We start from the raw sequence: 24,537 nt of genomic DNA on the forward strand, positions 1-24,537 counted from the left end.
CCGGCCCCGGCGTGCCGCTCATGGGCCGGGGCGCGCCTCCCTCGGTTCCGCCCCCGCCGTCAGCCCAGCGCCTTCGCCGCCTCCATCACCGCCCGGGCATGGCCCGGCACCTTCACCTTGCGCCAGACCCTGGCCACCTTGCCGTCGCGGCCGATCAGGAAGGTGCTGCGCTCCATGCCCATGTAGGTGCGGCCATACATCGACTTCTCGACCCAGGTGCCATAGGCCTGCGCCACCGCCTTGTCGGCGTCGGAGGCGAGGGGGAAGGCCAGGCCGTGCTTCTCCGCGAACTTCTCGATCGGCTTCATCGGGTCGGGCGAGACGCCGATGACGGCGAGCCCCAGCCCCTGCATCGCCGGCAGCGCCTCCTGGAAGTCGCAGGCTTCCCGGGTGCAGCCGGAGGTGTCCGCCTTGGGGTAGAAATACAGCACGAAGGGCTGCCCCTTCATCGCCGCGAGCGAGACGCTCCGGCCGCCGCTCGCCGGCAGCTCGAACGCCGGGGCGTCCATGCCTTCCTCGATGCTCATTCGGTCCCTCCTGAAAGCCGGCCAAGGCGGCGCTCGAAGATCTCCCGCACCTGCCCGGCCTGGATGCGCATCTGCTCGCGGAAGGTGGGCAGGTCAACCGCGCCCTGGCCGAGCAGCGGCGCGGTGGCGCGCAACAGGGCGGCGGCGGTGGGGGCGGGCAGCGCCTCCTGCCGCCAGCGCCCGAGCGTCAGCCGCAGCAGGCCGAGGGCGGTGCGCCACAGCCGGTCCGCCGCGATCAGCGTCTCGGCCTCCCCGGGCGCCAGGATGCGCGCGCGCGCCAGGTTGGCGAGGGCGAGGCGGGTGGTGGGCGCCAGCACCTTCGGGTGGCGCGCCGCGTGCGCCAGTTGCAGCGCCTGGGCGATGAACTCCACCTCGACCATGCCGCCCGGCATCGCCTTGATGTCCCACGGCCCGTCCATCGGCAGGTCGCGCAGCATGCGGGCGCGCATCGCCACGGCGTCGGCGATGGCGGCCTCGCCGGCATGCGCCATGATGGCGCCCCGCACCGCCTGCCCGATGCGCCGCCGCAGCGCCGGCGGCCCCGCCACGCAGCGCGCGCGGGTCAGCGCCATGCGCTCCCAGGTCCAGGCGCTCTCGGCATGGTAGCGGGTGAAGGAGGAGAGCGAGGTGGCCACCGGCCCCTTGTTGCCGGAAGGGCGCAGCCGCATGTCGGCCTCGTAGAGCTTGCCCTCGGCGCCGGGCGCGGTGATGGCGGCGATCACCTGCTGCGCGAGGCGCCCGAAATAGACGCTGGGCGGCAGCGCGCGGGGCCCGCCGCGGCTTTCCTCGGCATCCTCGGGGTGGTCGTAGATCAGCACCAGGTCGAGGTCGGAGCCGGGCAGCATCTCCTGGCCGCCGAGCTTGCCCAGCGCCACCACCGCCAGGGCGCCGCCCTTCACCCGGCCGAAGCGCGTGGCGAACTCGCGGGCGACATGCGGCAGCAGGGCGCCGATGGCGGCATCGGCCAGGGCGCTGCGCGCGGCGCCCGCCGCATCGGCGTCGATCGCGCCTTCCAGCGCGGCGGCGTCGATCTCGAACTTGCCTTCCGTCACCATCCGGCGGGCGCCCTCCAGCGCCTCCTCGAAGTGGCGGGCCTGCTTCAGCAGCGCCGGCAGCACGGCGGCGGCACCCTCCGGCCCGCCGCCGGCCAGCAACCCGTCGAGCGAGGCGGGGTTGTTGGCAAGATGGTTGGCCAGCGCCGGCGCCGCGCCGAGAATGCCCGCCACACGCTGCAAGAGTGCCGGGTTGCGATGGAACAGCGAGAGCATCTGCACCCCCGCCGACATGCGCGAAAGCACGGCGTCGAACCGCGCCAGCGCCGCGTCCGGCTCGCGCTGCGCCGCGAAGGCCGAGAGCAGGGTGGGCGTCAGCTGGGTCAGCAGCTCGCGCGCCCGCTCGCTGCGCGTGGCGCGCAGCCGGCCATGCCGCCAGCCGCGGATCATCCCCGCCACCTGGGCGGGCTGCGCGTAGCCCATGGCCGAAAGGGCGGCGAGCGTCTCCGGGTCGTCCCGCGCGCCGTTGAAGACGAGCCCGGCGGCCGCCCCCTCTGTTCCGCCATCCTGCTCGAGCGCGGGCTCGCGCTCGAACATCTGCGCGTAGTGCTGCTCGACGCGGTTGAGGTGCCCGGTGAGGGTGGCGGCGAAGGCGGCCGCATCGGGGAAGCCCATGAAGCTGGCGATCCGCGCGAGGCCCTCCTCGTCCTCCGGCAGGCGCTGGGTCTGCCGGTCGGCCACCATCTGCAGGCGGTGCTCGACATCGCGCAGGAACACATAGGCGTCCGCCAGGTCGGCGGCGGCGCGGCGCTCGATGCGCCCGGCCCCGGCCAGCGCCGCGAGCGCGCCGAGCGTGGTGGGGTCGCGCAGCCCGGGGTCGCGCCCGGCCCAGATGAGCTGCAGCACCTGGGTGGTGAACTCGATCTCGCGGATGCCGCCCCGGCCGAGCTTCACGTCGTGCCCGGCCACGCGCACCTCCGCATGCGCGCCGCGCGCCCCGTGCGCCGCATGGATCTGCCGCTTGATCGAGTGGATGTCGGCGATCATCGCGAAGTCGAGGTGGCGGCGCCAGACGAAGGGGCGGATCTCGCTCAGGAAGTGCTCGCCGAGCGCGCGGTCGCCGCCCACGGGCCGCGCCTTGATCATCGCCGCCCGCTCCCAGTTCTGGCCGAGCGATTCGTAGTAGGAGATGGCGGTGGCGATGTTGACGGCGAGCGGCGTCGCCGCCGGGTCGGGGCGCAGCCGCAGGTCGGTGCGGAACACGTAGCCTCCGGCGGTGCGCTCCTCCATCAGCTTCACCAGGTCGCGCGCGATGCGGACATAGAGCGCGCCGGCACGCTCGGCGTTGCAGGCGGCGGCCATCGGGTCGTAGAGGACCATCAGGTCGATGTCGGAGGAGTAGTTGAGTTCGCCGCCGCCCAGCTTGCCCATGCCCAGGATGACCAGCCCCGAGCCGCGCGCCACCCCGCGCGAATCGCGGCTGCCCGCGCGCGGCAGGCGCAACTCCCCACGCCCGGCCGCCTCGCGGAGCAGATGCGCGCAGGCGTAGTCGATCGCCGCCTCCGCCAGCGCGGAGAGCGCGCCCGTCACCCGGTCGAGCGGCCACTGCCCCGCAAGGTCGGCGGCGGCGATGATCAGCGCCGCCTGGCGCTTGGCCTGCCGCAGCAGCGCCGCCACGGCGGGGCGCGCCGCGTCCGGGTCGGCGCGGCCGAGCGGGTCGAGCGCCAGGGCCAGGGCATCGTCCGGCCCGCGCTCGGCGTAGCGCAGCAGGGTGGCGCTTTCGCGCTCCGCCAGCTCGGCCAGATAGGGGCTGTGGCCGCCCAGCGCCTCCAGCAGCGCAATGCCGCCAGGCGTGGCGGCGAAGGCCCGCTCGGCCGCGCCGCGTTCGGCGAAGGCCTCCAGCAGCCGTTGCGCGGCCAGCCGGTCATGGGGAGCGGGCAGGGTTCGGGCGGAGAGGCTTGCAGGGCGCATGACGGGGAAGCCAACTCATGCGCGGCCTGAGCGGTCAAGCCCTGCGTTGCGCCGGCTGGCTCGGCCGGCTGCTGCTGGCGTTGATGCTGGCCTTGGGGCTCGGCCTAGCGGCGCTGTCCTGGCGGCTCTCGGAGGGGCCGCTGCACCTGCCCATGCTGGCGCCGGTGCTGGAAGGGATGGCCCCGCGGCTCGGGCTGGAGGAGACGCTGGAGGTGGGGGATGTCGCCATCGCCTGGGGCGGCTTCCGGGAGGCGGGGCGCTCGCCCCTCGAGCTGCGCGTCGGCGGCGTGCGGCTGCTGGACATGGCGGGCGCGGTGCGGCAGGAGCTGCCGGACATCAGCGTGACCCTGGCCTTCGGCGAGCTGCTGCGCGGCACGGTGATGCCGCTGCGCATCTCGGTGCAGCGGCCGGCCGTGGTGCTGGAGCGCGCCCCGGATGGGCGCGTGACCCTGGCCATGGGCCGCACCGCCCTTCCGGCCGTGCCGGAGGAGCCGGACGCGCCCTCGGCCGAGGGGGGCGAGGTGCTGCGCGGGCTGCTCGGGCCGGAGGCCAGAAGCTCGCCGCTCGGCGCGCTGCGGCGCCTCGACCTCGCCGATGGCCGCCTGACCATCCTGGACCGCCAGCTCAACCTCGTCTGGCGGCTGGAGGGGGTGAACCTGGCGCTGCGCCGCCTGCCCGGCGGCGGCGCGGAAGGCGAGGGCAGCGCCGCCCTGGCCCTGCCCGACCAGGGCGCGCCGCTGCCGGTGCGCCTGTCTGGCCGCATCACCGGCACCACGGACCGGCTGGAGGGCAGCATCGCGCTGCCGGAGCTGGAGCCCGCCCGCGTCGCCGCGCTGCTGCCCGCCCTGGCGCCGCTCGCGCTGTTCGACGCGCCCGTTTCCCTCGCCATCTCCGGCCATGTGGATGCGCGCGAGGCCGGCGCCGTGCCGCAGCTTCGCCTCGAGCTGCGGGCGGGGGCGGGCGGCATCGTGCATGAGGGGCGGCGCATCGCATTCGCCGGGCTGATGCTGGAGGCGGCGGGCAATCCGGCCTCCTTGGAGCTGCGCCGCCTGCGCCTCGCCCTGCCGGTGGCGAGGCGGCCGGATGGCAGCGCGGCGCCGGCGCCGACCGTGCTGGAGGCGAGCGGCCAGGCCCGCCTCGCCGACGGGCGCTGGCGCGCGGGGCTGGAACTCTCGCTCGGCAGCCTCGCCGCCGCCGACCTCGGCGCCTACTGGCCGGAGGGCGTGGTGCGCGGTGCCCGCAAATGGGTGGTGGAGAACGTCACCGGCGGCACCTTCCACGATGGCCGCTTCTCGCTGGCCGCCGAGGCGGCGGCCGACCTGTCCGGGCTGCGCGTCACCACGCTCGACGGCACGCTCGGGCTGGAGCAGGGCGTGGTCCACTGGCTGCGCCCCATCGCCCCGCTGGAAGGGGTGAAGGCCACGGCGCAGTTCGGCCTGAAGGAGATCCGCATCGAGGCCGGCACGGCGCGCCAGTCCGGCACCGCGCTGACCAGCCCGGGCGCCACCATCCGCTTCCACGGGCTGGACGGCAGCCAGGAGCAGGCCGAGATCGAGGCGAAGCTGCGCGGCCCGGTGCCGGAGGTGGTGGCGCTGATCCGCCATCCGCGGCTGAAGCTGTTCGAGAAGCGCCCGCTCGACCTGAAGGAGCCGGGCGGGCAGATGGAGGGCTCGCTGCGGCTGGCCTTCCCGCTGCTGGAGGACATCCCCTCCGAGGTGCTGCGCGTCCAGGTGCAGGCGCGGCTGACCCAGATGCGGCTGGCCGACGTGGTGATGGGCAAGCGGCTGGAGCGCGGCACCGCCGACCTCACCGTCACCAACAGCACGCTGAAGGCGAGCGGCAACGCCCAGCTCGACGGCATCCCGACGCAGCTCAACGTCGAGATGGACTTCCGCCCCGGCCCCGCCACCCAGGTGGTGGAGCGCATCCGCGCCGAGGCGAGGCCGGACGCCGCCCGCATCGCCGATTTCGGGCTGGACCTGGAGGGCTTCGTGGCCGGGCCGGTGGGCGTGCAGGCGGTGATGGAGAAGCGCCGCGCGGGCGACATGCGCGTCAGCATCCAGGGCGACCTGCGCGAGAGCCGCATGACGCTCTCCCCCTTCGCCTGGAGCAAGCCGCCCGGCCAGGCGGCCACCGCCCAGGCCGAGCTGCGGGTGGAGGGAGACTCGCTGCGCGCGGTGGAGAGCTTCCGCGTCGCCGCGCCCGCGCTGTCGGCGCGGGGGCGGGTGAGCTTCGCCGCCGCCAGCCGGCCGGAGCGGGTGGACGTGGCGGAGGCGGCGGTGTTCGGCAGCCGCTTCGCCGCCCAGGCCTGGCCGCCCGCGCGGAGCGGCGCCGCCCCCTGGCGCTTCCGGCTGGAAGGGCCGGTGCTCGACCTCGGGCCGGTGCTCGCCGCCCGGGATGCCGCCGGCGGCGGCGACGCGCCGGGCGGTGACGACAGCGCGCCCGTGGCGGTGGAAGGGCGGTTCGACCAGGTGCGGCTGGGCGGGGGGCGCATGGTGGGCGGCGTCTCGGGCCGCGCCCTGGCCGATGCGCGCGGCGTGCTGCGCGAGGCGCGCTTCACCGGCCAGACCGGCCCCGGCGGGGGCTTCGACGTGGCGGTGACGCCGGACCGCGCCGGCCGCGCCCTGCGGCTGCACGCCGAGAACGCGGGCGACCTGCTGCGCGCCTTCGACGTGCTGCGCACGGTGCAGGGCGGGCGCCTCGCGGTCACCGGGCGCTGGGCCGGCAACGCGCCGGGCGCCACCCTCAGCGGCACGGCGGAGATGGAGAACTTCTCCATCAGCGAGGCGGAGGGCATCGGCAAGCTGCTCCAGGCCCTCACCGTCTATGGCGTGTTCGACGCGGTGCGCGGTCCGGGCCTCAGCTTCTCCCGCATGGTGGCGCCCTTCCACCTGACCCCGGACACGCTCCACGTGCAGGAGGCGCGCGCCTTCTCCGCCTCGCTCGGCGTCACCGCCAAGGGCAGCATCCCCCGCCATGGCGGCGCGATCGACCTCGAGGGCACCATCGTGCCGGCCTATGTCATCAACTCGCTGCTGGGGCAGATCCCGCTGCTGGGGCGGCTGTTCAGCCCGGAGCAGGGGGGCGGGCTGTTCGCCGCCACCTGGCGGATGCGGGGGCCGGTGCAGGACCCCACCGTTTCGGTGAACCCGCTGGCGGCGCTGACGCCGGGCTTCCTGCGCGGGCTGTTCGGCGGCGGGGCGCCCCCGGGGCAGCAGCCGGCGCCGCCCGCGCCCTGAGCCGGCGCCGGTGCTGCGTCACGGCGTGATCAGGATGGCGCCCTCCACCCGGCGCTCCTCCGCCGCGCGATGCGCCTCCACGATGTGGTCCAGGGTGAAGCGCTGGCCGATATCGACCTTCACATGCCCCTTCGCGATGGCGTCGAAAAGGTCGGCCGCGTGGGCGCGCAGGGACTGCTCGTCGGCGTTGTGCGGAAACACCGAGGGCCGCGTCAGGAACAGGTTGCCCTTCTGGCCCAGCAGCTCCGGGTCGATCGCCGGGGAGGGGCCGGAGGCGCTGCCATAGCTGACCACCAGGCCGAAGGGCGCGGCGCAGTCGAGCGACTTCAGCAGCGTGTCCTTGCCGACCGCGTCATACACCACGCGGGCCTTGCGCCCGCCGCTGGCCTGCAGGAAGGCCTGGGGCCAGTCCGGGTCGTTCAGGTCCACCACCGCCACGCAGCCCGCCGCCAGGGCCGCGCCCTTCTTGCGCGGCGAGCCGGTGGTGCCGATCACCGTGGCGCCCAGCGCCGTGGCCCAGCGCGACAGGATCTGGCCGACGCCGCCGGCGGCCGAATGCACCAGCAGCAGCTCGCCCGGCTGCACCGCATGGGTGGCGCGCAGCAGGTACTGCGCCGTCAGGCCCTTGAAGAGCAGCGTGGCCGCCGCCTCGTCGCTGATGCTGTCCGGCAGCTTCACCAGCTTGGCCGCGGGCACGTTGCGCCGGTCGGCATAGGCGCCGACGCCGGCATTCATGGTGGCCACCCGCTCGCCCGGCGCCACGCCCTCCACGCCCGGCCCGACCGCCTCGACCACGCCCGCCGCCTCGAAGCCCAGCCCGGTGGGAGGCTTGTGGGGATGGCGGCCGCGGCGCTGGTAGATGTCGATGAAGTTGAAGCCGATGGCGGTGTGCCGGATCTGCGCCTCTCCCGGGCCGGGCGGCGGCAGCTCCTCCGTCAACACCTTCATGACCTCGGGGGGGCCGAACTCGTCGAGCACGACACGGCGGCTTGCTGCCATCATTTCCTCCTTGCGCGCGGCCTGGACGCCGGCCGGGATACCCCCGGTTGGCACGGCGGGGAGGCGGTGTCCACCGCTCCCGCCGCCCCGCCAGGCCGTGCCTCAGGCGGCGGGGCGCACCAGCACGTGGCGCTTGCGGCCGGCGGAGAGCTTGGCGGCGCCGTCGCGCAGGTCCGCCTCCGTCACCTCCAGCGCCTCGTCGCCGATGGCGGCGTCGTTCAGCCGCAGCCCGCCCTGGCGGATCAGCCGGCGCGCCTCGCCCTTGCTGGCGGCGAAGCCGGCCTGCACGGCGAGGTCGATCGCCGCCGCCGGCAGGGTGGCGGCGATGGAGGGCAGCGTCTCGGCCGCCTGGCCTTCCTCGAAGGCGCGGCGGGCGGTCTCGGCGGCCAGCGTGGCGGCCTCGCGCCCGTGCAGCATGGCGGTGGCCTCCGTGGCGAGGACCTTCTTGGCCTCGTTCACCTCCGCGCCGCCCAGCGCGCCGAGGCGCCTCACCTCGTCCATCGGCACCTCGGTGAAGAGGGCCAGGAAGCGGCCGACATCGGCATCCTCCGTATTGCGCCAGAACTGCCAGTAGTCATAGGGCGCGAGGCGGTCGGGGTTGAGCCACACGGCGCCGCCGGCGGTCTTGCCCATCTTGGTGCCGGAGGCGGTGGTGAGCAGCGGGGTGGTCAGGCCGAACACCTCCGCGCCGTCGCAGCGCCGGTTCAGCTCCACGCCCATGATGATGTTGCCCCACTGGTCGGAGCCGCCCATCTGCAGGGCCACACCGTGCCGCCGCCGCAGCTCCAGGAAGTCGTAGGACTGCAGCAGCATGTAGTTGAATTCGAGGAAGGAGAGCGGCTGCTCGCGGTCCAGCCGCAGCTTCACGCTGTCCATTGTCAGCATGCGGTTGACGCTGAAGTGGCGGCCGATGTCGCGCAGGAAGGGGATGTAGAGGAGCCGGTCCAGCCAGTCCTTGTTGTCCACCATCATCGCGTCCGTGGCACCCTCGCCGAAGGACAGGAAGGAGGCGAAGGTCTTGCGGATGCCGGCCTTGTTCACCTCGATCTGCTCGTCCGTCAGCAGCGGGCGGGCCTCGTCGCGGAAGGAGGGGTCGCCGATGCGGGTGGTGCCGCCGCCGAGCAGCGCCACCGGCTTGTGCCCCGTGCGCTGGAGCAGCCGCAGCATCATGATCGAGAGCAGGTGGCCGACATGCAGGCTGTCCGCCGTGCAGTCGAAGCCGACATAGGCGGGAAGCGGCCCCTGCTTCATGCGGGCGGCCATCGCCGCCTCGTCGGTCACCTGGTGGATGTAGCCGCGCTCGCGCGCCACCTGCAGGAACTCGTCCATCGTCGCCTTTGCCCGCTTCTGGCCCGGACGCTGCCGCCCGGCCTTTCCTTGAGGCTGCGGCCCTAGCACAGTGTGCCCCATGCTGCGAACCATCGGACTGATGAGTGGCACCTCGCTGGATGGCGTGGATGCCGCATGGGTGGAGACGGATGGCGACCGGATCGGCCGGGTCGGGCCCAGCCTGACGCTGCCCTACGACCCGGCGCTGCGGCGCGACCTGCGCCGCCTGCTGGACATGGCGGGCGACCTGCCGGCGGACGATCCTTTCCTGCTGGACTGCGAGCGGCGCCTGACGGAGCGCCACGCCGAGGCGGTGGTCCGGCTCGGCCAGCCCGCCGACCTGCTGGGCTTCCATGGCCAGACCATCCTGCACCGCCCAGCCGCCGGCCAGCCGGGCAAGGGGCGCACCTGGCAGATCGGCGACGCGGCGCTGCTGGCCCGCGCCACCGGCATCCGCGTGGTGCATGACTTCCGCAGCGCCGATGTGGCGGCGGGCGGGCAGGGGGCGCCGCTGGTGCCCATCGTCCATGCCGTGATGGCGGCCGACCTGCCGAAGCCGCTGGCCATCCTGAACCTCGGCGGCGTCGGCAACGTCACCTGGATCGGCGCCGACCACCGGCTGGTGGCGTTCGACACCGGCCCCGCCAACGGCCCGCTCGACGACTGGGCGCGCCGCGCCACGGGGGCCGACTACGACAAGGATGGCCGCCTGGCGCTGGCCGGGCAGCCGGATGGCGCCGTGCTGGGCCGGCTGCTGGCGCATCCCTATCTCGCGGCGCTGCCGCCCAAGTCGCTGGACCGGCTGGATTTCGACCGCGCCCTGCGGGAAGCGGGCGCGGGCGACCTGTCTCCGGCCGATGGCGCGGCGACGCTGGTGGCCTTCTGCGCCTGCGCGGTGGCGGCGGCGGCGCGGCACTTCCCCGAGCCGCCGCGGCAATGGCTGGTGGCCGGCGGCGGGCGGCGCAACCCGGCGCTGATGCGCGCCCTGGCCAGCGCGCTGGCCGAGCCGGTGCGCCCGGTGGAGGTGGCCGGCTGGGATGGCGACGCGCTGGAGGCGCAGGCCTTCGGCGTGCTGGCGGCGCGGGTGGTGAAGGGGCTGCCGCTGACCTATCCCGGCACCACGGGCGCGCCGGAGCCGCTGACGGGGGGCATGCTGACCGCCGCCTGAGGCTGGCGCCGCAGCAGCCGCGCGCGCATCTCCGCATGGGCGGCGAGGAAGCGCGCGGCGGCGTCGGGCGGGGCGTTCCAGGGCAGCGAGACGCGGATGGCGCAGGCCGCGTCCCCGCCCAGCCCCATGGCGCGCAGCACCGGGCTCGGGCCCACCTTGCCGGAGGAGCAGGCCGCGCCGGAGGAGACCCGCACCCCCGCCAGGTCGAGTGCGATCACCTGCGTCTCGGCCGCCACGCCGGGGAGGATCAGGCAGCTCGTATTGGGCAGGCGCGGCGCGGCGCCGCCCGCCACCGGCAGGCCGGCGCCCGCCTCGATGGCGTCGCGCAGCGCGGCGAGGCGGGGCGCCTCGGCGGGGTCGAGCGCGGCCACGGCGGCGGCGAAGCCGGCGATGGCGGGCAGCGCCTCGGTGCCGCCGCGCCGGCCGCGCTCCTGCCCGCCGCCGGGCAGCAGCGCCGGCAGGTCCAGCCCCGGCCGCAGCAGCAGCGCGCCGGCTCCCTTGGGCCCGCCCAGCTTGTGGGCCGAGAGCGCCAGGCTGTCCGCGCCGAAATCCTCCAGCGTCACGGAAAGGCGGCCGGCGGCCTGCACCGCGTCCACATGCAGCAGGGCGCCATGGGCGCGGCACAGCGCCGCGGCCGCGGCCAGGGGGTGCAGCACGCCGGTCTCGTTGTTCGCGGCCATCAGGCAGACCAAAGCGGGACCACCCATGGCCAGCGCCGCCTCCAGCGCCGCGAGGTCGAGCGTGCCGTCGGGCAGGACGGGCAGGGTTTCCACCGCTCGCCCGGCGCGCAGGATGGCGGGGTGCTCCGTGGCGCCCGCCAGGATGCGCCGCCCGGCGCCCAGCCCGTGCAGCGCCAGGGCATTGGCCTCGGTGGCGCCGGCGGTGAAGACGAGGTCGCGCGCCCGGCCGCCGAAGCGGGTGGCGATGGTGGCGCGCGCCTGCTCCAGCACCTGCCGCGCGGCGCGGCCATCGGCATGGATGGAGGAGGGGTTCCCGGTCAGCGCCAGCGCCGCCAGCACCGCCTCCCGCGCCTCGGGGCGCAGCGGCTCGGTGGCGTTGGCGTCCAGGTAGAGGGAGGGGGCGCTCATGCCGTTTCGGGCGATGTTCCGGGCAGAGTTCCGGGCGCCGGCGGCAGGGCGCGGCCGCAGACGCGGCCCTCCACCACGTCGGAGAGGGTGGTGTGCTGGAGGAAAAGGCGGATCTGCTCGCCGAGCTCGTGCCAGAGGTCGTGCGTCAGGCAGCGGTTGCCGGTGAGGCAGCCCGGCGAGCCCTCGTCGCAGCGCGTGGCGGTGATGGGCTCGTCCACCGCGTCGATGATGGTGCCGATGGCGATGTGCTCGGGTGCCAGGGCCAGGCGGTAGCCGCCCCCCGGCCCGCGCGCCGAGGCGACGAGCCCCGCGCGCCGGAGTCGGGCGAAAAGCTGTTCCAGATAGGCCACGGAAAGGCATTGCGCCTGGGCGATCTCCGAAAGGCTGACGGGGCGTTCCCGCGCCTCATGGACACCTGCGCCTGGCGCATGGCTGTCATCCGCACAGCTATGCCCTCGGGCGCGGGCGGCCAGTTCCACCATCGCCATGACGGCATATCGGCCGCGTGTAGACAGGCGCATCAGTCGTTTCTTCCTGCCTGGAACGGTTTTTCGCCGCCCCGTGGCGGCCAGCAAGAAAGCCACACGGGGCAGGCCCTCTGAAGGTGAATTCCGTTATGAAAGCGACGGCCTGTTGCCTATATTGACCGCGTCGCGGGGAGCGGAAGCCTGCCCCGGGACGACAAGGGCATGAAACGGACGCCGGACACTGATGCCAGACACCACGGCACTCCCTGTCGTGGGCATCGAAGCTATTGATCCCGACTGTGCGAGTCAACATTGGTCGGGGCAGGGTTTCGGTCTGGCATGCGCCGGACGCATCAATCGGGGTTCATGCCTTTGGCCGGCCCGGCCACCCTGCGGGGTCCGACGGGCCGTCATGGTTTCCCAACCGGGCGCTGCCGCGCCCACCGCACTGGATGCAAGGGGACGATGCCTGAGGTGATGTTTGCCGGGCCTGATGGCCGGCTTGAGGGTCGTTACCACCACGCGAAGCAGCCCAATGCCCCCGTGGCGCTGGTCCTGCACCCGCACCCGCTGCATGGCGGGACCATGAACAACCGGGTGGTGCACGCGCTGTATACGCGCTTCCAGAACATGGGTTTCTCCACCCTGCGCTTTAACTTCCGCGGCGTGGGCCGCAGCCAGGGCCGCTACGATGGCGGCATCGGCGAGATCTCGGACGCCGCGGCGGCGCTCGACTTCCTCCAGGCGGTGAACCCGAACGCCTCCATGCTGTGGGTGGCCGGCTATTCCTTCGGCTCCTATGTCGGCATGCAGCTGCTGATGCGGCGGCCGGAGATGGGCGGCTTCGTTTCCATCTCCACCCCGGCCAGCCACTACGATTTCGGTTTCCTCGCGCCCTGCCCCTGCTCGGGCCTGATCCTGCACGGGGCCGAGGACGAGCTGGTGCCCGAGGGCTCGGTGCGGAAGCTGGTGGACAAGCTGAACACCCAGCGCGGCATCGCGATCGACTACCGGGTCCAGGAAGGCGCGGGCCACGTCTTCACCGCCGACCAGACGGAAAAGGTGGCCAATGCCGCCGAGGACCATGTGCGCACCATGCTGAACCGCACCCGGATGGCCATGGCGGCCGACTGATCGCCCCGCCGCAACAACGCTGCCGCTTTCGCAAAGGGGCCGGATGGCGCATGCCACCGGCCCCTTTTCGTGCCCATCACGCGGCGCGCAGGGCGGGGATCAGCATCTCCTCCACCAGCGCGTGCAGCGCCCGCGCATGGCCGCTCGCCCCGCCCGAGGGCTGGTCAGGGTCCGAGGTCATGACGATGCTGGCCCCGAGCCGGGGCAGCACATGCACCATCTGCCCGCCATAGCCCCAGGCATAGGCGCGCGCCTCCCCGCCCGGCCGGTCCAGGAACCAGCCATAGCCATGCGCGTCGCCGGTGAAGACGGAGCGCGTGCGTGGCGTCCAGCAGGCGCGCACCCATTCCGCCGCCAGCACGGCGCGGCCCTGCCATTGCCCGCCCTGCCGGTGCATCTCGGCGAGGCGCAACAGGGCGCGGGGCGAGAGCAGCATGTCGTTGCCGCCGAAGTAGATGCCCTGCGGATCGCGCGGCCAGGGCGGGATCTCGATGCCGAGGGGTGTGCCCAGCCATTCCCGCGCCAGCGCCAGGGTGCTGCGGCCGGCGCGAAGGGTCAGGATGGCCGAGAGAAGGTGGGAGTTGCCGGTGGAATACAGCATCGGCCCGCCCGGATCGGCGGCGAAGGGCCGGGCGAGGGCGGCGCGCACCCAGTCGCGGCTCGACACCCAGGCCCCATAATGGGCGCCGGAGGTGCGCTCCAGCCCCGCCTGCATCGAGAGCAGATGGCCGATGGTGATCTCCTCCAGCCGCGGATCGGCAGCGCGCGGCAGGCGGGCGCGCAGCAGGGGCGCGATGCGCTGCTCCGTCCCCTCCAGCACCCCGCGCGCGATGGCGGCGCCGACCAGCGCGGCGATGACGGCCTTGGAGACGGACTTCACATTCGCCGGCCGCTCCGGCGGCGGGCCGCCGAAGCGCCGCTCCACCACGGTCTCGCCCCCGCGCGCCACGATGAGCGTGCGGAGCTGCGGCAGGGCGGCCGCCCGCTCCAGGGCGGGGCCGAACCCCTCCGGTGCCGCCCTGGCGCGGCGCGCGAGCAGCAGGGCGGGCATGGCCAGCAACAGGTGCCGGCGGACGGGGCTGTGGCTCGGCATCGGCGCGCATATGGCCCCGCCGGGGCGGGGCGGAAGGGGCCGGCGTATCGCACCGCGCGTGGCGTGCCGGAACGCGGCCGTACCAAGCCGTTCGGGCTTGCGCAACTTCGCTGATCTCCACGAGGATCTTTCCGCCGCCCGCCATCGGCGCTGGCCGCGCTTGGGCCGCATGCTAGCGTCGCCGTGACATTTGGGAGACAAGACCATGCCGCGTAACGCTGCCCGTCCGGCGGCCTCCTGGCGCCTTCTCGCCGCGCTTGGCTGCCTCGCCGTTCTTCCCGCCGCCGCGCAGGCCAACACCCTGACCATCGCGGCGATGACCTCGCCCAGCGCGCTCGATCCGCACTACCACTCGACCAACAACAACAACATGGCGCTGCGGCAGATCTTCGATCCGCTGATCAACGAGGCGAACAACGGCAAGCTGGTGCCGGGCCTGGCGGAATCCTGGCGCGTGGTCGACGACCTGACCTGGGAGATCAGGCTCAAGCCGGACGTGCGCTTCCATGACGGCACGCCCTTCGGCGCGGAGGACCTGGCCTTCACCTTCAACCGCGTGCCCAACGTGCCGAACAGCCCCGGCCCGTTCACGCCTTATGTGCGCAGCATCAAGTCGATCGAGGTGGTGGACCCGCTGACGGTGCGCATCCACACCCACCAGCCCAACCCCTTCCTCGACTACGACCTGACGCGCATCATGATGCTCTCCCGCAGCATCCATGCCGATGCGACCACGGGCGGCTTCAACACCGGCAAGCTGGCGGTGGGCACCGGCGCCTACCGCTACGCCGGCTTCATCCTGAACGAGCGGCTGACGCTGGAGGCCAATCCCGCCTTCCATGGCGGCAAGCCGGACTGGGACCGGGTGGAGACGCGCTACGTCTCCAATTCCGGCGCGCGCGTCGCGGCCATCCTGGCCGGCGAGGTCGACCTGGTGGACAGCGTGCCGGTGCAGGACGTGGCGCGGCTGAAGCGCGAGGCCGCGATCGAGGTCTATGGCACGGAAAGCTACGGCACCGCCTACCTCTTTCCCGACAGCGACCGCGAGAACGCGCCCTTCGTCACCGACAAGCAGGGCCGCCCGCTGGCGAAGAACCCGCTGCGCGACACGCGCGTGCGCGAGGCGCTCTCGCTCGGCATCAACCGCCAGGGGATCGTCGACCGGCTGCTGGCCGGGCAGGGGGCGCCGGCCGAGCAGTTCGCGCCGCCCGCCGTGGCCGACCGCGCGCCGGGACTGCCGCCGCTCGCCTATGACGTGGCGCGCGCCCGCAAGCTGCTGGCGGAGGCCGGCTACCCGGATGGCTTCCGCATGACCATCCACGGCCCGAACGGCTTCTTCACCAGCGATGGCGACGTGCTGCAGGCCATCGCCCAGGGCTTCAGCCGCATCGGGGTGGAGACGCAGGTGGAGGTGCTGCCGCCGGCCAACTTCTTCACCCGCGCCACCAACCGCGACTTCGCCATGTTCCTCACCACCTACACCTCGAACCTGGCGGCCAACACGCTGCGCCAGGTGGTGATGACGCGCGACCCCGAGTCCGGCAACGGCCCCTTCAACCGCCAGCGCTATTCCAACCCGGCGCTGGACAAGCCGCTGGCCGAGGCGCTGCGCACCATGGACCCGGCGCGGCGCCAGGCGCTGACCTCGGAGGCGATGCGGATCTCGGTGGAGGACAAGGCGGTGATCCCGGTCTTCTACCTTCGCGTCAACTGGGCCGCCCGCAAGGACCGGCTGACCTACGACCCGAGCCCGAACTGGGACACCACCGCCCTGTTCGCCACTCCCGTGAAGCGCTGAGAACTGGATCAAGAGAGCATGCCCGAGCAATCCGTGCAGGACCGCCTGCGCAAGGCCGTCGATGCCAATTTCGACAGCGAGGTCGCCTTCCTGACCGAGCTGGTGCGCTTCCCCAGCCTGCGCGGCCGCGAGGCGCCGCTGCAGGACTGGGTGGCCCGCCAGATGGCCGCGCGCGGCTACGCGGTGGACCGCTTCACCATCGCCGAGACGCCGCTGGAGGCGCACCCCAAGGCCGCGCCCATGGTGGAGGTCGATCCCGCCGGCTCCGTGCAGGTGGTGGCCACCCACCGCGCCAAGGACCCCACCGGCCGCAGCCTGATCCTGCAGGGGCATATCGACGTGGTGCCGGAAGGCCCCAAGGAGATGTGGACCCACCCGCCCTATGCCGGGGTGGTGCGCGATGGCTGGCTCTATGGCCGCGGCGCCAACGACATGAAGGCGGGCGTCGCCTGCATGATCTTCGCCATGGACGCGCTGCGCGAGGCCGGGCTTGAGCCGGCCGCCGACGTGCACATCCAGACCGTGACGGAGGAGGAGAGCACCGGTAACGGCGCGCTCGCCACCCTGGCGCGCGGCTACCGCGCCGAGGCCTGCCTGATCCCCGAGCCCACCGGCCACACCATCACCCGCGCGCATACGGGCACGCTGTGGTTCCGCGTGCGGGTGCGCGGCGTGCCGGTGCATGTGGCGCAGGCGCAGACCGGCACCAACGCCATCCTCTCCGCCATGCACATCATCCAGGCGCTGCAGCAGCACACGAAGGTGGTGAACGAGGCGGCGAGATCCGACCGCTGGTATGCCGAGATCCAGGACCCCATCAAGTTCAACCCCGGCATCATCCGCGGCGGCGACTGGGCCAGCTCCACCCCCGCCTGGTGCGAGGTGGACTGCCGCATCGGCCTGCTGCCCAGCACGGAGGTTGCGGACGCCATGGCGGCGGTGGAGCGCTGCATCCAGGACAGCCGCGCCGGCGACACCTTCCTGGCCAACAACCCGCCCGAGGTGATCTGGCACGGCTTCCAGGCGGATGGCTTCGTGCAGGAGCCGGGCACCGAGGCCGAGGCCGTGCTCGCCGCCGCGCACCAGTCGGTGTTCCAGGCGCCGATGGAGGCGCGCATCACCACGGCGGTGAACGACACCCGCTATTACGGCCGCTACTACGACATGCCGGCGCTCTGCTACGGCCCCTCCGGCGAGGGCAACCATGGCTTCGACGAGCGCACCAACCTCGACAGCCTGCGCAAGACGACGCTGACCATCGCCAGCTTCATCGCCGACTGGTGCGGCGTGCGCGAGATCGCCCGCTAAGCCGGCGGATGTGCGAGGCGGGGTGGTGGTATTCCCACCCCGCCCTTCCACCCCGGGCGGGGGTGGCCCATATTCGCGCCATGTCCGCCTCCTCCCGCCTCATCTACCTGGACAACCACGCCACCACGCCGCCCGACCCGCGCGTGCTGGCCGCCATGCGCCCCTGGTGGGAGGAGAACTTCGCCAACCCGCACAGCGTGGAGCACGCGCAGGGCCGGGCGGCGGAAGCGGCGGTGGAGGCGGCGCGCACCCATGTGGCGGCGCTGGTCGGCGCCGAGCCGCGCGAGATCGTCTTCACCTCCGGCGCCACGGAATCCAACAACCTCGCCATCAAGGGCGCCGCCCGCTTCGCCGCCGCGCAGGGCGATGCGCGCCGCCGCGTCATCACCGTGGCGACCGAGCACAAATGCGTGCTGGAAAGCGTGCGGGACCTCGCGGCCGAGGGGTTCGAGCCGGTGGTGCTGCCGGTCGGCCCCGGCGGCCTGCTGGACCCCGGCGCGCTGCGCGCCGCCCTGGCCGGCAAGCCCACCCTGCTGGTCTCGGTGATGGCGGTGAACAACGAGATCGGCGTGGCGCAGGACCTCGCCACGCTGGTGCCCATCGCCCGGGAGGCCGGCGCGCTGTTCCACACCGACGCGGCGCAGGCCGCCGGGCGCATCCCGCTCGACGTGGCGGAGCTGGGCGTGGACCTGCTCTCGCTCTCCGCCCACAAGATCTACGGCCCCAAGGGCGTGGGCGCGCTTTATGTGCGGCGCCGGCCGCGCGTGCGCCTCGCGCCCCTGTTCTCGGGCGGCGGGCAGGAGCGGGGGCTCCGCTCCGGCACCCTGCCGGCGCCGCTGCTGGTGGGCTTCGGCGAGGCGGCGCGCATCGCCAGGGCCGAGGGGCTGCTGGAGCGCGGACGCATCGCCGCCCAGCGCGCCCGCTTCCTGGCAGCGCTCTCCGAGGCCGTGCCGGGCCTCGTGCTGAATGGCGACCCGGAGCGCCAGGTGCCGGGCAACCTCAGCATCACCTTCCCCGGCGGCGTCTCCGCCCAGGCCATGCTGGGGCGGCTGGAGGGGGTGAGCGTTTCCACCGGCTCGGCCTGCTCCTCGGCCGAGGTGGAGCCGTCCTATGTGCTGCGCGCCATCGGCCTTGGCGACTCGCAGGCCAGCGCGACCTTGCGGATCGGCATCGGGCGCTTTACTTCGCCGGCCGATGTGGACCGCGCGGCCGTCCTGCTGGCCGCCGCCTGGCGCCACGCGCTTTCCGAAACCCAGGATGCGGCGGAGTAAAACGACGGCGATGCCGAAGATGACGTTCATCGAGCGCGACGGGACGCGCCGCGAGGTCGAGGCGCCGCTGGGCCTCTCGGTCCTGGAGATCGCGCACAAGCACGATGTGGACATCGAGGGCGCCTGCGAGGGCAGCCTCGCCTGCTCCACCTGCCACGTGATCGTGGACGAGGCCTGGTTCGGCAAGCTCAACGGCCCGACCGAGGACGAGGAGGACATGCTCGACCTCGCCTTCGACCTGCAGGAAACCTCGCGCCTCGGCTGCCAGCTCATCATGAGCGAGGAGCTGGACGGCCTCGTGGTGAAGCTGCCCGCCGGCACCCGCAACGCGAGCTGAAGCGGAAGCGCCCCTCATGTTCCCACCGCCCTACGGCGCCCCCGGCGGCCTGACCCAGCGGCTGCGCGAGAGCTGCGCGGAGCGGTGGGACGCCTATTGCTGGCACCCCTTCGTGCAGGGGCTGGCCGAGGGCACGCTGCCGCTGCCCGCCTTCCGCCGCTACCTGGTGCAGGACTGGCTGTTCCTGGTCCAGTTCGCCCGCGCCAAGGCGCTGGCCGCCTTCAAGGCGGAAAGCCTGGAGGCGCTGCGCGGCAAGGCGTCCGGCCTCAACGCGCTGCTGGACGAGATGCGCATGCATCTCCGCTACTGCGAGGCATGGGGCCTTTCGGAGGCCGAGGTGCTGCGCGAGACGGAGGCGCCCGAGACGGTCTGCTACACCCGCTGGGTGCTGGACCGCGGCATGGCCGGCGACATCCTCGACCTCGAGGTGGCGCTCGCCCCCTGCACCATCGGCTATGGCGAGATCGCGCTGCGCATCGCCGCCCATCCCGGCCGCAGGCGGCAGGGCAACCCTTATGAAAGCTGGATCGAGACCTACAGCGCGGAGGGCTACCAGTCCTTCGCCCGCGCCGCCGCCGAGCGGATGGACGCGCTGGGCCTGAGCCATGGCGGCGAGGCGCGCTTCGCCGCCCTTTCGGCCACCTTCGCCGAGGCGGCGCGGCTGGAATGCGCCTTCTGGCAGATGGGGCTGGACGCCGCGCCATGAGGGTCCTCGTCGCCATGTCGGGGGGCGTTGATTCGTCGGTCGTCGCCGGGCTGCTGAAGGAGCAGGGGCACGAGGTGATCGGCGCCACGCTGCAGCTCTACGACCACGGCGCGGCGGTGGAGAGGAAGGGCGCCTGCTGCGCCGGCCAGGACATCCACGACGCGCGCGACGTGGCCGATCGCCTCGGCATCCCGCACTACGTGCTGGACCGCGAGAGCCGCTTCCGCGACGCGGTGATCGAGGATTTCGCCAGCGCCTATGCGCGGGGCGAGACGCCCATCCCCTGCGTCCGCTGCAACCAGACGGTCAAGTTCCACGACCTCGTCGAGCTGGCCCGCGACCTCGGCGCCGAGGCGCTGGCCACGGGCCACTATGTCCGCCGCGTGGATGGCCCGCAGGGCCCCGAGCTGCGCCGCGCCGCCGACCCGGCGCGGGACCAGTCCTACTTCTTGTTCGCCACCACGCCGGAGCAGCTTGCCTTCAGCCGCTTTCCGCTCGGCGGCTACGCCTCCAAGGCCGAGGTGCGGGCCGAGGCGGTGCGGCTCGGCCTCGCCGTGGCCGAGAAGCCGGACAGCCAGGACATCTGCTTCGTGCCCAAGGGCAGCTACCACGAGGTGGTGAGCAAGCTGCGCCCCGAGGCCGCCGAGCCGGGCGTGATCGAGCACGCCGATGGCCGGGTGCTGGGCGCGCACCAGGGCATCGCGCGCTACACGGTGGGGCAGGGGCGGGGGCTCGGCACCGCCTCGCGCGATGGCGAGGAGCCGCTCTACGTCACCGCGCTCGACCCGACCCGCCGCCGCGTCGTGGTCGCGCCGCGCCGCGCCCTGGCTTCCGGGGCCGTCGTGGCCGGCGACGTGAACTGGCTGATCGCGCCGCCCGAAGGCCCGCTGCCATGCCAGGTGAAGCTGCGCGCCCGCGAGGTGCCGCAGCCCGCCACGGCCTTCTGGAACGCTGCCACCGGCCTGCTCCGCGTGCGGCTGGAGGTGCCCGCCATCGCCGCGCCGGGCCAGGGCTGCGTGCTCTATGATGGCGACCGCGTGCTGGGCGGCGGTTTCATCCGCCGGGGCGAAGAGGCGATTGACAGCACGGGCGAGGCCGCCTAAATCGCCCGCCACCCGGGCGGCGCGGCCCGGAGACCTCATGGTGGTGTAGCTCAGCTGGTTAGAGCACGGCACTCATAATGCCGGGGTCGGCGGTTCAAGTCCGCCCACCACTACCAACCGGAAACGGGGCGTTGGCCGCAGGGCCGGCGCCCCGTTTTTCTTGCGCCGCCACCTCTGGCCTGCCGCGCCGATCGGTGCTTTTCCCTCCAGGCTGTTCGCCAGGAGGATGCCCATGCCCGGATTTCGCCGAAACCTGATTCGCGGCGTCGCGCGCCTCGCCCTGCTGCCGGCCCTGGCCCTCGGAAGCGCTCTCGGCGGCGCCCTGGCCGTTTCCGCCGCGCAGGCGCAGACCCTGCGCGTCGCCATGTCCGCCGAGACCACCTCGGCCGATCCGCACAACTACGCGCTGACACCCAACAACACGCTGCGCCAGCACATCTTCGAAGCCCTCACCGACATCGACGCCGACCTTCGCGTGCAGCCGGCCCTGGCCGTGCGCTGGGAGCGGGAGGACGACCTCACCTGGCGCTTCCACCTGCGGGACGGCGTGCGCTTCCACAATGGCGAGCCCTTCGGCGCGCCGGACGTGCTGTTCAGCTATTGCCGCGTCCTGAACAATGAGGGGGAGGTGGTGCAGTCCTATTCCCGCCTCGTCCGCCGCATCGCGGCCCTGGAGGTGGTGGATGAGCGCACGCTGCGCCTGCGCACCCGCGAGCCCGAGCCGCTGCTGCTGAACGACCTCTCCAACCTCGCCATCCTGCCGCGCGGCCTGGCCGGCGGCGCGGCGCTGGACTTCGCGGCGGGCGACAATTGCGGCCATGCCGGCCCCTGGCCCACCCAGGCGCAGTTCAACGAGGGCGCCGCCGCCATCGGCACCGGCCCCTACCGGCTGCGGAGCTACAGCCGCGGCGGCGCCATCGAGCTGGAGCGCAACGACGCCTATTGGGGCGCGAAGCCGCACTGGCAGGCGGTGCGCCTCACCCCCGTCACCGCCGCCGGGCCGCGCCTCGCGGGGCTGCTGGCGGGCGACCATGACCTCATCGAGAGCCCGGCCACCGGCGACCTGCCGCGCCTGCGCGGGAATGCGGGCTTCGCGCTGTCCGCCAAGCCCACCACGCGGCTGATCTTCATCCAGCTCGACGCCGCCCGCAGCCCCAGCCCCTTTGTCGATGGTGGCCAGGGGAACAGTAGCCAGGGGAACAGTAGCCAGGGCGGCAACCCGCTGCGCGACGCGCGGGTGCGGCAGGCGCTTTCCCTGGCGATCGACCGCAAGGCGGTGCAGGAGCGCGTGATGGACGGCGTGGCCACGCCCGCGGCGCAATACCTGCCCGATGGCATGGCCGGCACCATCCCCGGCCTGCCGGTGCTGCCCTACGATCCCGCCCGCGCCCGCGCGCTGCTGGCCGAGGCCGGCTATCCGCAGGGCTTCGGGATGACCTTCCACGCCACCAACAACCGCTACATCAACGATGCGCGGCTGGCGCAGGTGCTGGCGCAGTTCTGGCAGCGCATCGGCGTAAAGGTGGAGCTGGACACCATGCCGAGCGCCGTCTTCTTCGGCCGGCGCGGCAAGCGGGAGTTCAGCGTCGCCATGGGCGGCTGGTCGGCGGATGCGGCGGAGACGCTGATGTTCTTCCGCTCCTGGCTGATGACCACGGACCGCGCCCGCGGCCTCGGCACCAGCAATTACGGCGGCTGGTCCGAGCCGCGCTTCGACGGCCCCGCCATGCGCGCCATGGCCACCATGGACGATGCCGCCCGCGCCGCCCTGCTGCGCGAGGCCAGCGCCGTGGCCGTCGAGCAGATGCCGGTCATCCCGGTGCATTTCGAGAACGCCGTCTGGGCCTTCCGCAAGGGCCTCGCCTATTCCGGCCGGGTGGACCAGGTCACCTCGGCCATGGAGGTCACGCCGGCGCCGTGAGGCGCCGGACCGCCGCCGCCCGCAGCTTCACCCGCAGGATATTCCTATGCCGTTCCAGGACATGCTCGCCCAGGCCCTCGCCGCGCCGGGCCGACAGGCTATCCCCTTCACCGACACGGAGGGCGATGCCAGCCGCCCGCTGGTGCTGCACACCTACCGGCCGCAGGGCTTCACCCCGGACAGCCCCGTGGTGCTGGTGCAGCACGGCATGGGCCGCAACGGCGACGAGTACCGCGACTTCTGGATCGAGGCCGCCGAGCGCCACAACCTGCTGATCGTGGCGCCCACCTTCAGCAACGAGGCATATCCCGGCGCCGAGCTGTACAATAACGGCCATGTGCTGGATGCCGCCGGCCAGGTGCGGCCGCGCGGGGAATGGGGCTATGCCGTGCCGGCCCGCGTGTTCGGCTGGCTGCGGCGGGCGGGCGTCACGCGGCGGGAAAAGGCGCGGCTATTCGGCCACTCGGCGGGCGGGCAGTTCGGCCACCGCATGCTCGCAACCCAGCCGCATGAAGCCTTCGAGGCGGTCGCGGTGGGCAACCCCGGCTGGTACACCCTGCCCACGCTGGACAGGCCCTTTCCGGAAGGCCTGGGCGGCATCGGGCTGGACGAGGCGGCGCTGCCCCGGCTCCTGGCCTACCCGCTGCTGATCCTCGCCGGCATGCGGGACACCGAGACCTCCGGCCCCAGCCTGCCAGCCCAGGCGGCCGCCGTGGCGCAGGGCCCGCACCGCTTCGCCCGCGCCCACAACTATCTCCGCGCCGGGCGCGAGGCGGCGGCACGGCTTGGCGTGGACTGCGCGTGGCGCCTGGTGGATGTGCCGCATATCGGCCATGACGGCGCCGCCATGTCCCGCGTCTGCGCCAGCCTGTGGTTCGAGGGCCGGCTGCCGGAGGAGGCGCTGCTGGCGCAATGGGGCGGGGGGGCCGTGGCCGGCGCTCTCTGAGCCCGGCAGGAATCCGGCGGCCTGGCATTGAGTATTTGACAGAAAGCACCAGATGGTAGGGTATAATAAGACAAACCTACCTTCCGGGACGCATTTCCATGTCGAAGATCCACGTCATCCACGAGAACCCGCTCTGGCTGCCGCCGCTGGCCGAGGCGTTCGACCGCATCGGCCTGCCCTGGGCCGAGCTGGACCTGTCGCGCGGCACCTTCGACCTTTCCGAACCACCGCCGGAGGGCGTGTTCTACAACCGGATGAGCGCGTCCTCCCACACCCGCGGCCACCGCTATGCCGCGGAGCTGACGGCGGGCGTGCTGGCCTGGCTGGTGCGCCATGGCCGCCGCGTGGTGAACGGCCCCGCCGCGCTGGACCTGGAGGTGAGCAAGGCGCGGCAATACGCGGCGCTGGAACAGGCGGGCCTCTCCATCCCCCGCACCGTCATGGTGCAGGACGACAACGCGGCGCTGCTGGAGGCGGTGCGCCGGCACTTCGCGTCCGGCCCGGTGATCCTCAAGCCCAACCGCGGCGGCAAGGGGCTCGGCGTGCGGCTCTTCGCCTCGGTCGATCAGCTTGCCGCGCATCTGGAAGGCGCGCCGGCCGACGAGGCGCCGGTGGACGGCATCTGGCTGCTCCAGGACTACATCCGCGCGCCGCGCCCGGTGATCACCCGCGCCGAGTTCGTGGGCGGCCGCTTCGTCTATGCCGTGGAGGTGGACACCACGGCGGGCTTCGAGCTGTGCCCGGCCGAGGTCTGCGAGGTGGGCGACGCCTTCTGCCCCGCCGGCCCGGCCGCTTCCGCCCCCGCCGCGCCGCGCTTCAACATCCTCCCCGATGGCATCGAGCCTGCGCTGCGCGGCCGGCTGGAGGCCTTCCTGGCCGGCAGCGGCATCGACGTGGCCGGCATCGAGTTCATCCGCGACACGGCGGGGCGGGTGCTGGTCTATGACGTGAACACCAACACCAACTACAATGCGGGTGCCGAGGAAGCGGCCGGCCTGGCCGGCACGGCGCGTTCCGGCCCGGGCGCGCTGGCGGCCTATCTCGCCGCCGAGCTGGGCCGCGGGCAGCGCCAGGCCGCCTGAGGCGGAAGCCTCGCCAGGAAGCCGGGAGCAGGGGGAGCGGAGCCGCCCTGGGCGGCCC

19 protein-coding genes and 1 tRNA gene are annotated in these 24,537 nt (G+C 73.4%); 13 read left to right on the forward strand and 7 right to left on the reverse strand.

The annotated features are described in order from the left end of the window. Positions 1-59: 59 nt before the first annotated feature. A complete protein-coding gene (bcp, locus tag CR162_RS00640) occupies positions 60-527 on the reverse strand; it encodes a thioredoxin-dependent thiol peroxidase (RefSeq protein WP_099093604.1) in 468 nt (155 codons plus the stop codon). Then, positions 524-3,490: a bifunctional [glutamine synthetase] adenylyltransferase/[glutamine synthetase]-adenylyl-L-tyrosine phosphorylase gene (locus CR162_RS00645; RefSeq protein WP_099093605.1), complete on the reverse strand. Its 2,967-nt coding sequence runs from the start codon at positions 3,488-3,490 to the stop codon at positions 524-526. Before CR162_RS00645 ends, bcp begins: the two co-directional genes overlap by 4 nt. 17 nt (positions 3,491-3,507) lie before the next feature. Here CR162_RS00645 and CR162_RS00650 point away from each other — a divergent pair, with 17 nt between their 5' ends. Continuing rightward, a complete protein-coding gene (locus CR162_RS00650) occupies positions 3,508-6,729 on the forward strand; it encodes a YhdP family protein (RefSeq protein ID WP_099093606.1) in 3,222 nt (1,073 codons plus the stop codon). Between the two features lie 18 nt (positions 6,730-6,747). Here CR162_RS00650 and CR162_RS00655 read toward each other — a convergent pair whose 3' ends face one another. Together CR162_RS00655 and tyrS are read right to left on the reverse strand one after the other, a co-directional pair. Continuing rightward, positions 6,748-7,728 carry a quinone oxidoreductase family protein gene (locus CR162_RS00655; protein WP_099093607.1) on the reverse strand — a complete coding sequence of 327 codons (981 nt, stop codon included), beginning with the start codon at positions 7,726-7,728 and terminating at the stop codon, positions 6,748-6,750. A gap of 102 nt (positions 7,729-7,830) precedes the next feature. Next, on the reverse strand, positions 7,831-9,057 hold the full coding sequence (tyrS, locus tag CR162_RS00660) for a tyrosine--tRNA ligase (protein WP_099093608.1): 1,227 nt from the start codon (positions 9,055-9,057) through the stop codon (positions 7,831-7,833). An 82-nt stretch (positions 9,058-9,139) separates the two neighbouring features. On the opposite strand from tyrS, the gene CR162_RS00665 reads away from it, so the two are divergent. Continuing rightward, positions 9,140-10,225 carry an anhydro-N-acetylmuramic acid kinase gene (locus CR162_RS00665; protein ID WP_176559667.1) on the forward strand — a complete coding sequence of 362 codons (1,086 nt, stop codon included), beginning with the start codon at positions 9,140-9,142 and terminating at the stop codon, positions 10,223-10,225. Here CR162_RS00665 and CR162_RS00670 read toward each other — a convergent pair. Together CR162_RS00670 and CR162_RS00675 are read right to left on the reverse strand one after the other, a co-directional pair. Further along, positions 10,165-11,313: a cysteine desulfurase family protein gene (locus CR162_RS00670; RefSeq protein ID WP_099093610.1), complete on the reverse strand. Its 1,149-nt coding sequence runs from the start codon at positions 11,311-11,313 to the stop codon at positions 10,165-10,167. The genes CR162_RS00665 and CR162_RS00670 overlap by 61 nt on opposite strands. Beyond that, the gene (locus CR162_RS00675; RefSeq protein ID WP_176559663.1) at positions 11,310-11,834 is read right to left on the reverse strand and encodes an Rrf2 family transcriptional regulator; all 525 of its coding nucleotides are present in this window, start codon (positions 11,832-11,834) and stop codon (positions 11,310-11,312) included. The genes CR162_RS00670 and CR162_RS00675 overlap by 4 nt, the downstream gene beginning before the upstream one ends. Before the next feature lie 411 nt (positions 11,835-12,245). Between CR162_RS00675 and CR162_RS00680 the strand changes: the two genes are divergently transcribed. Next, positions 12,246-12,914 carry an alpha/beta hydrolase gene (locus CR162_RS00680; RefSeq protein ID WP_099093611.1) on the forward strand — a complete coding sequence of 223 codons (669 nt, stop codon included), beginning with the start codon at positions 12,246-12,248 and terminating at the stop codon, positions 12,912-12,914. 76 nt (positions 12,915-12,990) lie between these two features. On the opposite strand, the gene CR162_RS00685 is transcribed toward CR162_RS00680, so the two are convergent. Then, on the reverse strand, positions 12,991-14,007 hold the full coding sequence (locus tag CR162_RS00685) for a serine hydrolase domain-containing protein (RefSeq protein ID WP_099093612.1): 1,017 nt from the start codon (positions 14,005-14,007) through the stop codon (positions 12,991-12,993). A gap of 205 nt (positions 14,008-14,212) precedes the next feature. Here CR162_RS00685 and CR162_RS00690 point away from each other — a divergent pair, with 205 nt between their 5' ends. The 10 genes from CR162_RS00690 (at position 14,213) to CR162_RS00735 (ending at position 24,479) form a co-directional block, all read left to right on the forward strand. Next, positions 14,213-15,805, forward strand: coding sequence for an ABC transporter substrate-binding protein (locus CR162_RS00690; protein WP_099093613.1), 1,593 nt, complete (start codon positions 14,213-14,215; stop codon positions 15,803-15,805). 18 nt (positions 15,806-15,823) lie between these two features. Then, positions 15,824-17,113 carry an ArgE/DapE family deacylase gene (locus CR162_RS00695; protein WP_099093614.1) on the forward strand — a complete coding sequence of 430 codons (1,290 nt, stop codon included), beginning with the start codon at positions 15,824-15,826 and terminating at the stop codon, positions 17,111-17,113. An 80-nt stretch (positions 17,114-17,193) separates the two neighbouring features. Then, the gene (locus tag CR162_RS00700; protein WP_099093615.1) at positions 17,194-18,384 is read left to right on the forward strand and encodes a cysteine desulfurase family protein; all 1,191 of its coding nucleotides are present in this window, start codon (positions 17,194-17,196) and stop codon (positions 18,382-18,384) included. Between the two features lie 10 nt (positions 18,385-18,394). Then, a complete protein-coding gene (locus tag CR162_RS00705; protein WP_099093616.1) occupies positions 18,395-18,721 on the forward strand; it encodes a ferredoxin family 2Fe-2S iron-sulfur cluster binding protein in 327 nt (108 codons plus the stop codon). Between the two features lie 16 nt (positions 18,722-18,737). Beyond that, on the forward strand, positions 18,738-19,427 hold the full coding sequence (locus CR162_RS00710; RefSeq protein ID WP_099093617.1) for a TenA family protein: 690 nt from the start codon (positions 18,738-18,740) through the stop codon (positions 19,425-19,427). After that, the gene (gene mnmA / locus CR162_RS00715) at positions 19,424-20,530 is read left to right on the forward strand and encodes a tRNA 2-thiouridine(34) synthase MnmA (protein WP_099093618.1); all 1,107 of its coding nucleotides are present in this window, start codon (positions 19,424-19,426) and stop codon (positions 20,528-20,530) included. Before CR162_RS00710 ends, mnmA begins: the two co-directional genes overlap by 4 nt. Before the next feature lie 39 nt (positions 20,531-20,569). After that, positions 20,570-20,646: transfer RNA gene (locus tag CR162_RS00720), tRNA-Met, on the forward strand. A 116-nt stretch (positions 20,647-20,762) separates the two neighbouring features. Next, complete coding sequence (locus tag CR162_RS00725; RefSeq protein ID WP_099093619.1) at positions 20,763-22,451, forward strand: ABC transporter substrate-binding protein; 1,689 nt, start codon at positions 20,763-20,765, stop codon at positions 22,449-22,451. A gap of 46 nt (positions 22,452-22,497) precedes the next feature. After that, a complete protein-coding gene (locus CR162_RS00730; RefSeq protein ID WP_099093620.1) occupies positions 22,498-23,397 on the forward strand; it encodes an alpha/beta hydrolase in 900 nt (299 codons plus the stop codon). 98 nt (positions 23,398-23,495) lie between these two features. Next, positions 23,496-24,479 carry an ATP-grasp domain-containing protein gene (locus tag CR162_RS00735; RefSeq protein ID WP_099093621.1) on the forward strand — a complete coding sequence of 328 codons (984 nt, stop codon included), beginning with the start codon at positions 23,496-23,498 and terminating at the stop codon, positions 24,477-24,479. The last annotated feature ends 58 nt before the right edge of the window (positions 24,480-24,537 follow it).

It is taken from the genome of Teichococcus rhizosphaerae, from assembly GCF_002631185.1.
In the GTDB taxonomy this organism is placed as follows: Bacteria; Pseudomonadota; Alphaproteobacteria; order Acetobacterales; family Acetobacteraceae; genus Pseudoroseomonas; species Pseudoroseomonas rhizosphaerae.

Bases quoted from the DNA above. Each gene is read 5' to 3' on its own strand.
- bcp (WP_099093604.1), bottom strand. From the start codon at position 527: ATGAGCATCGAGGAAGGCATGGACGCCCCGGCGTTCGAGCTGCCGGCG.
- CR162_RS00645 (WP_099093605.1), bottom strand. From the start codon at position 3,490: ATGCGCCCTGCAAGCCTCTCCGCCCGAACCCTGCCCGCTCCCCATGAC.
- CR162_RS00650 (WP_099093606.1), top strand. From the start codon at position 3,508: ATGCGCGGCCTGAGCGGTCAAGCCCTGCGTTGCGCCGGCTGGCTCGGC.
- CR162_RS00655 (WP_099093607.1), bottom strand. From the start codon at position 7,728: ATGGCAGCAAGCCGCCGTGTCGTGCTCGACGAGTTCGGCCCCCCCGAG.
- tyrS (WP_099093608.1), bottom strand. From the start codon at position 9,057: ATGGACGAGTTCCTGCAGGTGGCGCGCGAGCGCGGCTACATCCACCAG.
- CR162_RS00670 (WP_099093610.1), bottom strand. From the start codon at position 11,313: ATGAGCGCCCCCTCCCTCTACCTGGACGCCAACGCCACCGAGCCGCTG.
- CR162_RS00675 (WP_176559663.1), bottom strand. From the start codon at position 11,834: ATGCGCCTGTCTACACGCGGCCGATATGCCGTCATGGCGATGGTGGAA.
- CR162_RS00680 (WP_099093611.1), top strand. From the start codon at position 12,246: ATGCCTGAGGTGATGTTTGCCGGGCCTGATGGCCGGCTTGAGGGTCGT.
- CR162_RS00685 (WP_099093612.1), bottom strand. From the start codon at position 14,007: ATGCCGAGCCACAGCCCCGTCCGCCGGCACCTGTTGCTGGCCATGCCC.
- CR162_RS00690 (WP_099093613.1), top strand. From the start codon at position 14,213: ATGCCGCGTAACGCTGCCCGTCCGGCGGCCTCCTGGCGCCTTCTCGCC.
- CR162_RS00695 (WP_099093614.1), top strand. From the start codon at position 15,824: ATGCCCGAGCAATCCGTGCAGGACCGCCTGCGCAAGGCCGTCGATGCC.
- CR162_RS00700 (WP_099093615.1), top strand. From the start codon at position 17,194: ATGTCCGCCTCCTCCCGCCTCATCTACCTGGACAACCACGCCACCACG.
- CR162_RS00705 (WP_099093616.1), top strand. From the start codon at position 18,395: ATGCCGAAGATGACGTTCATCGAGCGCGACGGGACGCGCCGCGAGGTC.
- CR162_RS00710 (WP_099093617.1), top strand. From the start codon at position 18,738: ATGTTCCCACCGCCCTACGGCGCCCCCGGCGGCCTGACCCAGCGGCTG.
- mnmA (WP_099093618.1), top strand. From the start codon at position 19,424: ATGAGGGTCCTCGTCGCCATGTCGGGGGGCGTTGATTCGTCGGTCGTC.
- CR162_RS00725 (WP_099093619.1), top strand. From the start codon at position 20,763: ATGCCCGGATTTCGCCGAAACCTGATTCGCGGCGTCGCGCGCCTCGCC.
- CR162_RS00730 (WP_099093620.1), top strand. From the start codon at position 22,498: ATGCCGTTCCAGGACATGCTCGCCCAGGCCCTCGCCGCGCCGGGCCGA.
- CR162_RS00735 (WP_099093621.1), top strand. From the start codon at position 23,496: ATGTCGAAGATCCACGTCATCCACGAGAACCCGCTCTGGCTGCCGCCG.